Here is an 11,195-nt window from a genome sequence, read left to right as displayed (position 1 = left end):
GCCTAGGCGGTCGCGGGGCGGGGTTTGAGAGCCGGCGCGCGTTTTGGTTTGGCGTGGAGTGCGTCGCCGCTGGAGATGCCACCATCAACGGCGTCGCCGTCGATGGGGGCCTTCGGGGCGGGCATCGCGATCGGCGGCACGTCGGAGACGGGGCGCTTGTCGCTGGAGAGCCACTGCGGGCGGGGCGGCAGCTGCTCGACATTGGCGAAGATCTCGGCGAGGGCGGTCTGGTCGAGCGTTTCATGCTCGAGCAGGGCCGAAGCGAGCTCGTCCAGGATCACGCGGTTCTTGATAAGAACCTCATAGGCCTCGTCGTGGGCGTCTTCAAGTAGTTGGCGCACCTCGCGGTCGACGCTCTCGGCGACCCGCTCCGAGTAGTCGCGCTGGTGACCCATGTCGCGGCCGAGAAAAACCTCGCCCGAGCCCTGGCCGAGCTTGAGCGGACCGACGACGCTGCTCATGCCGAACTCGGTCACCATCTTGCGGGCGGTCGCCGTGGCTTTCTCGATGTCGTTGGAGGCACCACTGGTCGGGTCGTGAAAAATGATTTCTTCGGCGACACGGCCGCCCATGGCATAGGCCAACTGGTCGAGCAGTTCGTTACGCGTGACCGAGTACCGGTCTTCGAGCGGCATGACCATCGTGTAGCCGAGGGCCCGGCCGCGCGGAAGAATCGTGATCTTGGTGACCGGGTCGGTGAAGTTCATCGCGGTGGCGACGAGGGCGTGTCCGCCCTCGTGGTACGCGGTGATGAGCTTTTCCTTGTCGCGCATGACACGCGTGCGTCGTTGCGGTCCCGCCATGACCCGGTCGACGGCCTCGTCAAGGGCACGGTTGTCAATGAGCTGGGCGTTGGACCGGGCGGTGAGCAGTGCGGCTTCGTTGAGTACGTTGGCCAGGTCGGCGCCGGTGAATCCGGGCGTCTTACGGGCGAGCACTTCGAGGTCAACGCCCTCTGCCATCGGCTTGCCCTTGGAGTGCACCTCGAGGATGCGCTTGCGGCCGAGCATATCGGGCGCGTCGACGCCGATCTGACGGTCGAATCGGCCCGGGCGAAGCAGCGCGGGGTCGAGGATGTCGGGGCGGTTGGTGGCGGCGATGAGAATGACGTTGGCTTTCACGTCGAAGCCGTCCATCTCGACCAGAAGCTGGTTGAGGGTCTGCTCGCGTTCGTCGTGACCGCCGCCCATGCCGGCACCGCGGTGACGACCGACGGCGTCGATCTCGTCGATGAAAATGATGGCGGGCGCGTTGTCCTTGGCCTGACTAAAGAGGTCACGCACGCGACTGGCACCGACGCCGACGAACATTTCGACGAAGTCCGAACCGCTGATGGCGTAGAACGGCACGTTGGCCTCGCCGGCCACCGCACGGGCCAGCAGCGTTTTACCGGTTCCGGGAGGGCCGTACAGCAGCACGCCCTTCGGGATTCGGGCGCCAACCGCCTGAAACTTGGCCGGCTCCTTCAGAAAGTCCTTGATTTCTTCGAGCTCTTCGATGGCCTCGTCGGCGCCGGCGACGTCAGCGAAAGTGACCTGCGGGCTCTCCTTGGAAACGAGCTTGGCCTTGGACTTGCCGAACTTCATCACCTTGCTGCCACCGCCCTGCATCGAGATCATGAGCCAGAAGAAGGCACCGATCAGCAATACGGGAAGCAAGAAGCTCAGAACGGTGAGCACCCAGTTGGGCTGGGGCACCTCGTCGGTGAACCCGTCCTTCGGGTTTGCCGCGCTCACTGCGGTGATGATCTCTTGGCCACGCGGGGCGACGTAGTAGAACTGCACCTGGGTGCCGAGGTCGCCGCTGGCCTTGGTCAGCGTGAGGTCGACGCGCTGCTCGCCGTCGACGATGGTGGCCTCTGCGACGTTGCCCGATTTCAGATAGCCGAGACCCTCTTGGGTGCTGACTTCACGAAAGCCGGACATGGTGATGAGGCTTGACCCCACCCAGACGGCGATGACGGCGAGCACAATGTAGAGAATCGGGCCGCGTAGTAGCTTCTTGACGTTCATGGTGACCTCAGGCTAGCGCTCGATTACAAGGGAATGCCGTGTGTTCGCCCAAAGGAAAACCCGGTTGGTGCGCGGGCTCAGCCTAGAAAGCGGCTGCGGCGACGCCGGAGTACACGTGGGGGGCCAGAATGCCCACCGAGCGCAGGTTGCGATATTTCTCGCCGTAGTCCAGGCCGTAGCCAACGACGAACTTGTTCGGAATGTTGAAGCCGACGTATTTCACGTCGATATCGACGCGCGCCGCATCCGGCTTGCGCAGCAATGCGCAGATCTCAATGGATGCCGGGCCACGAGTTTTCAGGTTTGCCAGCAGCCACGACAGGGTCAGCCCAGAGTCGATGATGTCCTCGACGATGAGCACGTTGCGGCCGGACAGGTCGGTGTCGAGGTCTTTCAGAATGCGCACGACGCCGCTCGACTGTGTGCCGGAGCCGTAGGAGCTGACGGCCATCCAGTCCATGGTGACCGGATGGTGCAGTTCACGGGCCAGATCGGCCATGACCATAACCGCGCCCTTGAGTACGCCGACCAGCAGCAGATCGGTGTCGGCGTAGTCGATCTCGATCTGGCGTGACATTTCGGCCAGGCGAGCTCGAATCTGCTCCTCGCTGATCAGGATCTCGGTGAGGTCGCCGTCAATGTCGCGAGGTTCCATGTGAGGGGTGCAGTCCATTTCTTCAGGTTTACGCGGGCACGGAAAAGATTAACACTCCGTCCTGACGATCAACCCTAATGCCTGGCAGACTGAGCACCCCCTGTCCGTGCCAATCCGTCACGAGCGCCGCCACGGCCAGGGTCTGCCCGCGATTCAGCCATACCCCGCAGTGCTCTTCGACTCCGAAGCGAATCATGCGCTGCCGCACCGCGGCGGGTTGAGCAGCGAGCGCGACGGCCGTGATCTCACCATTCGCCCAGTGCTTGTGCAGCGCGATGTGTGCCAACTCGTCGAGCGCGTCGGAATCCTCGCGCACGGCCTCGGCGGTGCGGGCGAGCGCTACCCCGATGCCGGGACCGAGCTCATTCTCCAACAGCGGCAACACCGTTTCCCGCACCCGCACCCGGGCATAGCGCGGATCGAAATTCTGGGGGTCGGTCCACGCGTCGAGGCCCGCATCAACGCAGAATTGTCGGGTGGTCGCCCGACGTATACCGAGCAACGGTCGCAGAATCGGCCCGGTTCGCGCCGCCATGCCCCGAAGGCTCGTCGGTCCCGAACCGCGGGCCAAGCCGAGCAGCACGGTTTCGGCCTGATCATCGAGGGTGTGCCCGAGCAGCACACCGCCCGCCCCGCTGTCCTCGAGGGCATCGTCGAACGCCGCATAGCGAGCGGTGCGCGCTTCGGCCTCCGGCCCGGTTCCGTCCCGGTCGACCGTCACGCTCATCACGAGTACCGGGTCGAGGCCGAGCTGGCGGGCTATCTCGGCAGCCCTCGCCGCGACATCCGCTGACCCGTCTTGCAGGTTGTGGTCGATGATGACCGCTCCGGCCCCGATACCAGCGCGTGCGGCTTCGAAGGCGGTCGCGGCGGCGAGTGCAAGCGAATCGGCTCCGCCGCTGAGGCCAACCAGAACGAGCCCCTCGGCTGGCAGCAGCGTGCGCACGGCACGGCGAATATCGGCGATGGCCGGGGTTAGGCGCGGGCGGCAGGTGGATTCCATCCAGTAACGTTATCCGCAGACTTAGATCAAGGGAGAAACAAGGCCATGGCCGAATACGACGCAGTCATTGAAATCCCCCGTGGGAGCCGCAACAAGTATGAGGTAGACCACGAAACCGGTCGGGTCTATCTCGACCGCGTGCTGTACACCAGCTTTATGTACCCCACCGACTACGGCTACTTCGAGAACACCCTCGGCCTCGACGGCGACCCCGTCGACGTCCTCGTGCTGCTCGACTACCCGCTCTTTCCGGGCGTGGGTGTCTCCGTGCGCCCCGTCGGCGTGTTCAACATGACCGATGATGGCGGCTCAGACGCCAAGGTCATCGCCGTTCCGGCCGGAGACCCGCGCTGGGACCACATTCAGGACGTCCTCGACATTCCGGAGTACACCCGCAAGGAAATCGAGCACTTCTTCGAGCACTATAAAGACCTCGAACCGGGCAAGTGGGTCAAGACCGAAGGCTGGGGCGACGCCGCTGAAGCCAACCAGATCGTGGTCGACGGCATCGCGAAACTGGCCGAAGAGGGCCACTAGCTCCTACCAGAACGGGCTTCTGCCACCGATAACCCGGTGGCAGAAGCCCGTTCTTGCGTTAAGCGGCTGGGCGGCCGACGTAGGGCGCGACGGCCCAGGACGACCAGATGCTGTGCACGCGCACGCTGGCCGACGGGTTCGGGGCTTCGAGAATCTGACCGTCGCCCGCGTAAATCGCTACGTGATAGTAGTTGCCCGGGCTGCCCCAAAACACCAGGTCGCCCACCTGCACCTGGGCGAAGGAGACGAGGGTGCCCTGCTGAGCCATGGTGTTGTACTGGTTCGTGGCCGAGTGGGAGCCGATGTACACACCAGCCGCTGCGTAGGCGGCCTTGGTCAGACCGGAGCAGTCCCAAGAGTCGGGGCCGGAGCCACCGAGGACGTAGCGGTCGCCGAGTTGGGCGCGGGCGAACGTGAGCGCGGTGTCAACGATGCTCGCAGTGGGCGCGGGAGCCAGCGCGGTTGGCGGCAGTGCGGCGGCGGGTGTGACCGGCGTGACCGGCACGACGCGGGTGGGCGGCGTGATCGGGGCGACGGGCGTGACCGGGGCGGCCGGCACGACGCCGACGGCCGGCACGACCGGAGCGGTCGGCACCTCCGTAGCGGGCTGCCCTACCGTAGCGGGCTGCCCGGAACCGGAACCTGAACCGGAACGCGAAGCGGAACCGGAGCCAACGGGGGCACGCGGGGCTTGCGCCGCTGCGGCCTCAGCTACCGCGGCAGCTGAGGCCTGGGCCTGGGCGAACGCGCGGGCCGCAGCGGCCGCTTCCTCGGCGGCGTGAAGGCTGCGTTCGGCTTCGACCGTGGTGTCTTTGAGCAGTGCCAGCTGTTCGAATAACTCGCTCGACCTGCGCTGCTGGGTGTCGTACGCCGTCTGCGCGGCGGTGGAACTGGCGGCGGCCGCCTCAAAGGTGGTCTTGGACTCGTTGGCGAGACGCTCCCGTTCCGTGGTCGCCGATGCGGCCTGCTGGCCGAGGGATTCGGCCGCGTTCTTGTCTTGCACGGCCTCGGTGTAGATCCGCTCGGATTGCTCGCTGAGTTTGCTGGCGGTGCCGAGCTGGCCCAGCAGGTCGTCTGCGCTGTTACCGTTCAGAAACAGGTTGAGTGACAGACCATTGGCGCCAGATTTTGCGAGGTGCGCGGCGATCAGGCCGGCGCGCATCTTCGATACCGCCGCCGTGGCTTCGGCCGCTTCCGCCTGTTTACCGAGGCTGGATTCGCGCGCGGTGGCGGCGTCCAGGGCGTCCTGCGTCACTCGGTAAGCCTCGGCCGCAATCTGCGCGGTCGTCACGGCCTTCGCGGCTCGGGTTGCCAGACCGTCGAGCAGTTCGCCGAGAGTCGCGATTTCGGCCTGCTTGGTCGACTCGTTCTGCTTTGCCTTTTCAACGTCGTTCCAGCTTGGGTAGTCTGGCGCAGCAAAGGCCGCGCCGCCGGCGGCGGCAACGGATGCTGTGACCGCTGAGACCGCGCCGATGGCCACGGCGGAGAGTAGCCGTTTCGACGTCGTGCGCACTCGTGCACTTGCGGACGTGGAATCTGAGGTGTTCTTAGCCAAGTGATGCTCCCCGATCGGCCATGAATGGAACCGGATTGATACGGTTTCCACCAATCCACACTTCGAAGTGCAGGTGGCACCCCTGGGCGGCTCCGGTGTCACCGGAGCTGGCGATGAGCTGCCCGGCGGACACCGACTGGCCGACGCGTACGTTGTAGCCGCCGTCCTGGATGTGGGCGTAACCGGTCGAAACGTTGTCGCCGTGGCTGATCTTCACGAAGTTGCCGTATGTGCCGAGAGCGCCGGCCCAGGTGACGACGCCGGCGCGGGCAGCATAGAGCGGTGCGCCACATCCGGTTCCGAGGTCGGTGGCGTAGTGGAAACTTCCGCTGCACTGGCCGCCACTGCCGCAAATGGTCGACCGGGGGCCGTAGCCGCCGGTGATGCGCCCGCTGGCCGGAACGCTCCAGCCAGACATGCTCACCGACCCGGCAGAGCTACCGGATCCACCGGACACCCCGGAGCCACCAGAGCTCGCGGCTGCTGCTTCAGCTGCGGCAGCGGCCGCCCGTACCGCTGCCGCCCTGGCCGCTGCTTCAGCGGCAACCCGGACGGCTTCAAGCCGAGCACGTTCCGCGACACCGGCTTCGTACCCGGCCGTCGTCGTGGCCTGGGCGTCGCGCATGAACTGCAGCTGCTGCTCCAGTTCGACGCTCTTGGCTTCGGACTCGGCGAGGGCGTTCGCCGCAGCCTGAGCCGCAGCCTGAGCCGCGGACAACGCCAGCTCGGCGGCGACGCGCAGGGTTTCACGTTCGGCCTGGGCGACCCTGGCCTGATCACCGAGTGACTGGGCATTGTTCGTGGCGGTCTGCGCCGATTCGTAGACGTCGGCACTGCGCTCGACCAGCTTGCTCATATTGCCCAATTTCGCCAGCAGCAGGTCGGCATCGGCGCCGTCACCCTCGCCTTCGAGAAACAGGTTCACGCTGAGGTCGGTTCCGCCGGTGCGGTAGAGCTGAGCGGCGAGCTGGCCAGCCTGCGTGGTGGCGGCTTCCGCTGTGGCCTTGCTGGCGTCTGCCTGCGTCTGAATGTCTGCGGCGCGGCGGGCGGCGTCGTCGAACTCTTGCTGGGCAACTTCGAGTTCGTTGGCGCTCTTCTCGGCGGCGGCCCGGGTCTCTTGCTCCTGCGCCTGCAGGCCGGCGATGAGATTCTCGATAGCGGCCACCTGCGCGGCGGCCGAGACCGTGTTCGCCTTGGCATTCTGCAGGTCTTGCCACGAGGGGTATTCGAGGGCCTGCGCCGGAGCGACCGGGTTCACGAGGGTCAGCAGAAGGGTCATAGCCGCCAGGATGCTGGTCAGCGCCAGGGTGTGTCGTGGCCAGCAATTGGCAACACGTGAGCGGCGGGCGGGCACGAAAGCCCCACGGCCGATCACGGTTTTAGTACGAATCATTGTTTCCCAACAGGCTTAAAGCAGTCGCGACGTGCGCCGGAGCAGATTCTTCACAGTAACAAGCTGGGAGCCATTCGCCCAGTCTTCCGGCCGAATCTAACCTGCGAAGTGCAGCGTGGCCCGCATATTTGCGGGCGCGGTGCGAACCACGATCGCAAGCCCCTTCCATTTGGGCAGATGTTCCGCGCGTCGATTTGGCCTTCGCCCCACAAGACCGTATGCTTACTCTTCGGCAGCCATGAACATTATGGCTCACGGCCCCATCGTTTAGCGGCCTAGGACGGCGCCCTTTCACGGCGTTAACACGGGTTCGAATCCCGTTGGGGCTACGCAAACAGCACGTGCACGCAAAGTAAACGAAAAAGTAACAAAAAAAATAGAATAGTCTTGTCACGTGCCTCGCACACAGCTTCACAGTTTTACATCGAGGCCCTGTAGCGCAGTTGGTTAGCGCGCCGCCCTGTCACGGCGGAGGTCGCCGGTTCAAGTCCGGTCAGGGTCGCAAAGGCACTAGCCCTTTCGAAAGGAAGGGCTTTTTTCCTTAGAAGAAGCGTTTTCGACGCATCTTTGGGGCCCTGTAGCTCAGTTGGTAGAGCGTTCGACTGAAAATCGAAAGGTCACCGGATCGACGCCGGTCGGGGCCACCACCGCCACTCCCTAGGAAGAACTGGGGAGTGGCTTTTTTTATGCCCGTTTCGAGGCTCCGTTTCGCCCTCGCGCGCTGCCTGGGAGCGCTGGGTTAATCGGGGACCACCAGTACATATTGTTGTTTTTGCCCGTCTGCACCCAGACTGGGTGCATGAAGACAATGACGTTACCGAATACACACTTCGAAGTTTCGAATATAGTTCTCGGGCTGATGCGGATCGTTCCTCTCACCAACCAGGAGATCCAGTCCCTGGTTGGAGCATCCCGAGACGTCGGCATAAACTTTTTCGATCACGCCGACGTGTACGGCAGCGAACCCCACGAATGCGAGCGACGTTTCGGCGACGCGGTGACGTTCTCGCCGGAGGAGCGGGCACGTGTCGCCCTCCAGTCGAAGGTCGGCATTCGCTCGGGCTTTTGGGACTTCTCCAAGGAGCACATTCTTCGGTCGGTTGACGAATCGCTCACGGCCTTGAAGACCGACTATCTCGACCTGCTGCTGCTGCACCGCCCGGACGCACTGGTGGAACCCGACGAGGTCGCCGCGGCCTTCAACATTCTGCACGATGCGGGAAAAGTGCGCAATTTCGGCGTCTCGAATCACACTCCCGGGCAGGTCGAGTTGTTGAAGCATTCGGTGGCGCAGCCGCTCATCGTCAACCAGGTGCAATTGAGCATCACGCATGCGCCGCTGATCGCCGCCGGAATTTCGGCCAACATGGCCGGCCTCGACCAGTCCATCGACCGGGACAACGGCATTCTCGACTACTGCCGGCTCAACAACATCACACTTCAGGCGTGGTCACCCTTTCAGAAGGGATTCTTCGACGGCATCTTTTTGAACGATCGTGAAAACTACGCTGCGTTGAACGATGTCATCGATGACCTCGCGCGAACCTACGATGCTCCTCCGGCTGCCATCGCCGTAGCCTGGATCACTCGTCATCCTGCCCACATGCAGGTAGTGCTCGGGACGACCAGCGTGCGACACCTGCTCGAATCGGCCGCGGGGTCTGACATTCCCCTCACCAGGGAAGAATGGTATCGACTCTTCACCGCCGCCGGACATATCTTGCCGTAGTGAGGCCCCAGAAACCCTTGGCGGTAAAAAATGGATGTATCACTCGGTCTGCTCACTCTCGTCGTCGTCGTCTGCGCGGCCAGCGCCCTCGCTAGACGCTTGAACCTGTCCGTTCCGCTCCTGCTGGTGGTCGTCGGTGTAATCGGCTCGTACCTGCCGTTCATTCCAGCGGTGAAGCTGGATCCGGAACTGGTGTTGGTGGGAATTCTTCCTCCGCTGCTCTACGCCGCCGCCATCCGCACCTCCCTGGTCGAGTTCCGCACAAATCTGCGTTCTATCGGCCTGCTGTCGGTTGGTTACGTTATTTTCGGTACCGTGGCCATCGGCCTGATCGTCTGGTGGCTGCTGCCGGAGATTCCCTTGGCTGCGGCGTTCGCCCTGGGCGCGGTGGTGGCCCCGCCGGATGCCGTGGCGGCGACAACGATTGCCCGCCGCGTCGGGCTACCGCGCAGGGTGGTGAGTCTTTTGGAGGGTGAGTCGCTGGTCAACGATGCGACCGCACTGGTGCTTCTTCGCACGGCGATCGTTGCGATTGGCGGTAGCGTCACCGTCTGGCAAGTGGCGTCAGACCTCGCTTTTGCTGCCGGTGGAGGTGTCATCGTCGGCTTGATCGCGGCGTGGCTCCTGCTACAGATCCGAAAACGGGTACGCAACGTGGCCATAAACACGTCCATGTCTCTGGCGGCCCCGTTCGTGGCCTATCTCCCCGCCGAGGGGATCAATGCATCGGGCGTGTTGGCCGTCGTCGTGGCCGGCCTCGTGATCGGCACCAAGACGCCCGCCATGCCGGGCGGCGCCTCGCGCTTGAGCCAGCGCAGCAACTGGGCTACGGTGCAGTTCTTGCTCGAGAACTCCGTCTTTCTGCTGATCGGGTTGCAGGTGCGGTCGATCATCGAAGCCACCTCCGGCGACTCACTCGGTGCCGCGCGAATCTGGGGCGCCTGCGCTGTCATACTCGTCGCGGTTCTCCTGTTGCGCCCGATTTGGGTGTTCCCGGCGATTTATCTACCGCGCCTGATACCCAAGATTCGGAAGGCCGACCCCGCACCGCCCTGGCAGTTGCCCGCCATAGTGTCATGGGCCGGCATGCGCGGTGTGGTCACCCTGGCTGCAGTCTTCGCCCTGCCAGAAGACGTGGCACACCGTCCCGTCCTTGTTCTCGCGGCCCTGGGGGTGGTGGCCGGAACGCTTGTTGTGCAGGGCCTCAGCCTGCCGTGGCTGGTACGAATCCTGGGTGTACGCGGACCAGATACGAAAGCGGATGCGCTCAGCCAGGCCGCTCTGATGGATCAGGCAACCGCCGCCGGGATCGAAAACCTGCGCCGGCACGGCCGGCCCGACGATCCTCCGGAGGTGCTCGACATGCTCGAACGCCGCACGCAGGAACGCAACCGGGCGGCATGGGAGCGCCTCGGACGTTCGGAGCTCGCAGACCGCACTCCCAGCAAGCGCTACGTCCAGTTACGGCTGCTCATGCTCGACGCTGAGCGGGCCAGGGTCTTGAAACTCCGCCGTACCGGCGAGTACGCTCACGAGGTGATCAGTGAAGTGCTTGAGATGCTCGATGTCGAGGAATCCCTGTTGGATTCCTCGTCCGAAGACATCGGTGTCGACTTACGCGCCGAGACCCAACCCCCGGCCCGGCCCGACACCGCTGGAGTCCCGCTGGGAGCGGGCGGCTGCGAGCATTTACGGGCCGTCGGTGAACATCCAGTGCCGCAGGACCCTGAGTGCAGCGACTGTGTGCGCGAGGGCACCAGCCCGGTGCATCTTCGAATGTGCCTGCTGTGCGGAAACGTGGGGTGCTGCGATTCATCCGTCGGTCAGCACGCGACCAGGCATTTCCGAGAGACCGGCCACCCCATCATGTGCAGCGCCGAGCCGCGGGAATTATGGCGTTGGTGCTACATTGACGAGCTTCTCGGCTAACGTGTGCTCGTCGACACGCTGGAAGAACCATCACCGAGGGCTGCGGCCTTGGACGGGGTGTCGACGAGCTTGAGGCCGACGATGCAGCCGATGAGCCCGACGAGTAGCGCGATCTTCAGCCAGGACACACTGGTATCCCCGCTGACCATCGCCCACGTCACCGTCAGGGCTGCACCGATGCCTACCCACACGGCGTAGGCCGTTCCGATCGGAATTTCGCGCATCGCCCAGGCCAGGCCTGCCATGCTGAGTACGAGTGCGCCACCAAAAATGATGCTCGGCCACAGTTTCGTGAAGCCCTCTGATTTTCCCAGCGCTGTCGCCCAGACCGCCTCGAGCACTCCAGACACAATTAGCAGAATCCACGACATGGTTCACACTC

At 64.2% G+C, this 11,195-nt stretch carries 9 protein-coding genes and 3 tRNA genes; 6 read left to right on the top strand and 6 right to left on the bottom strand.

Annotated features, from left to right (window positions below; translation table 11 throughout):
* Nucleotides 1-2: 2 nt before the first annotated feature.
* From ftsH to tilS, 3 genes are all read right to left on the bottom strand, one after another.
* Nucleotides 3-2,012, bottom strand: coding sequence for an ATP-dependent zinc metalloprotease FtsH (ftsH, locus tag E3N85_RS15225; RefSeq protein WP_134464685.1), 2,010 nt, complete (start codon nt 2,010-2,012; stop codon nt 3-5).
* A gap of 82 nt (nt 2,013-2,094) precedes the next feature.
* Complete coding sequence (gene hpt, locus E3N85_RS15220; protein WP_134464683.1) at nt 2,095-2,667, bottom strand: hypoxanthine phosphoribosyltransferase; 573 nt, start codon at nt 2,665-2,667, stop codon at nt 2,095-2,097.
* A 28-nt stretch (nt 2,668-2,695) separates the two neighbouring features.
* Nucleotides 2,696-3,670, bottom strand: a complete 975-nt coding sequence (gene tilS / locus E3N85_RS15215) for a tRNA lysidine(34) synthetase TilS (protein ID WP_134464681.1) — start codon at nt 3,668-3,670, stop codon at nt 2,696-2,698.
* A gap of 45 nt (nt 3,671-3,715) precedes the next feature.
* Here tilS and ppa point away from each other — a divergent pair, with 45 nt between their 5' ends.
* A complete protein-coding gene (gene ppa, locus E3N85_RS15210; RefSeq protein WP_134464679.1) occupies nt 3,716-4,207 on the top strand; it encodes an inorganic diphosphatase in 492 nt (163 codons plus the stop codon).
* Between the two features lie 58 nt (nt 4,208-4,265).
* On the opposite strand, the gene E3N85_RS15205 is transcribed toward ppa, so the two are convergent.
* Nucleotides 4,266-5,762, bottom strand: coding sequence for an NlpC/P60 family protein (locus tag E3N85_RS15205; RefSeq protein WP_241978549.1), 1,497 nt, complete (start codon nt 5,760-5,762; stop codon nt 4,266-4,268).
* Entirely contained in the window at nt 5,755-7,041 is a 1,287-nt protein-coding gene (locus tag E3N85_RS15200; protein ID WP_241978548.1) for a M23 family metallopeptidase, read from the bottom strand. The genes E3N85_RS15205 and E3N85_RS15200 overlap by 8 nt, the downstream gene beginning before the upstream one ends.
* A gap of 370 nt (nt 7,042-7,411) precedes the next feature.
* Between E3N85_RS15200 and E3N85_RS15195 the strand changes: the two genes are divergently transcribed.
* The 5 genes from E3N85_RS15195 (at nt 7,412) to E3N85_RS15175 (ending at nt 10,813) form a co-directional block, all read left to right on the top strand.
* A tRNA-Glu gene (locus E3N85_RS15195) sits at nt 7,412-7,484 on the top strand.
* Between the two features lie 99 nt (nt 7,485-7,583).
* Nucleotides 7,584-7,657: transfer RNA gene (locus tag E3N85_RS15190), tRNA-Asp, on the top strand.
* Between the two features lie 69 nt (nt 7,658-7,726).
* A tRNA-Phe gene (locus E3N85_RS15185) sits at nt 7,727-7,802 on the top strand.
* A gap of 152 nt (nt 7,803-7,954) precedes the next feature.
* Nucleotides 7,955-8,884 carry an aldo/keto reductase family oxidoreductase gene (locus E3N85_RS15180; RefSeq protein ID WP_134464677.1) on the top strand — a complete coding sequence of 310 codons (930 nt, stop codon included), beginning with the start codon at nt 7,955-7,957 and terminating at the stop codon, nt 8,882-8,884.
* A 30-nt stretch (nt 8,885-8,914) separates the two neighbouring features.
* Nucleotides 8,915-10,813, top strand: a complete 1,899-nt coding sequence (locus E3N85_RS15175) for a Na+/H+ antiporter (RefSeq protein ID WP_134464675.1) — start codon at nt 8,915-8,917, stop codon at nt 10,811-10,813.
* Here the strand turns inward: E3N85_RS15175 and E3N85_RS15170 are convergent.
* Nucleotides 10,810-11,184, bottom strand: coding sequence for a multidrug efflux SMR transporter (locus E3N85_RS15170; protein WP_134464673.1), 375 nt, complete (start codon nt 11,182-11,184; stop codon nt 10,810-10,812). The two genes, E3N85_RS15175 and E3N85_RS15170, sit on opposite strands and share 4 nt — an antisense overlap.
* Nucleotides 11,185-11,195 lie beyond the last annotated feature (11 nt).

This window comes from Cryobacterium sp. Hz9, from assembly GCF_004402825.1.
Lineage (GTDB): Bacteria > Actinomycetota > Actinomycetes > Actinomycetales > Microbacteriaceae > Cryobacterium > Cryobacterium gelidum.
Note: the sequence above shows the minus strand (reverse complement) of the source record. Positions and strands in the feature narration are given on the sequence as shown.

What these genes read in the sequence shown, in the direction of transcription:
- E3N85_RS15200 (WP_241978548.1), bottom strand. Translation starts at nt 7,041, where the DNA reads ATGACCCTTCTGCTGACCCTCGTGAACCCGGTCGCTCCGGCGCAGGCC.
- E3N85_RS15170 (WP_134464673.1), bottom strand. Translation starts at nt 11,184, where the DNA reads ATGTCGTGGATTCTGCTAATTGTGTCTGGAGTGCTCGAGGCGGTCTGG.
- E3N85_RS15175 (WP_134464675.1), top strand. Translation starts at nt 8,915, where the DNA reads ATGGATGTATCACTCGGTCTGCTCACTCTCGTCGTCGTCGTCTGCGCG.
- hpt (WP_134464683.1), bottom strand. Translation starts at nt 2,667, where the DNA reads ATGGAACCTCGCGACATTGACGGCGACCTCACCGAGATCCTGATCAGC.
- E3N85_RS15180 (WP_134464677.1), top strand. Translation starts at nt 7,955, where the DNA reads ATGAAGACAATGACGTTACCGAATACACACTTCGAAGTTTCGAATATA.
- ppa (WP_134464679.1), top strand. Translation starts at nt 3,716, where the DNA reads ATGGCCGAATACGACGCAGTCATTGAAATCCCCCGTGGGAGCCGCAAC.
- ftsH (WP_134464685.1), bottom strand. Translation starts at nt 2,012, where the DNA reads ATGAACGTCAAGAAGCTACTACGCGGCCCGATTCTCTACATTGTGCTC.
- tilS (WP_134464681.1), bottom strand. Translation starts at nt 3,670, where the DNA reads ATGGAATCCACCTGCCGCCCGCGCCTAACCCCGGCCATCGCCGATATT.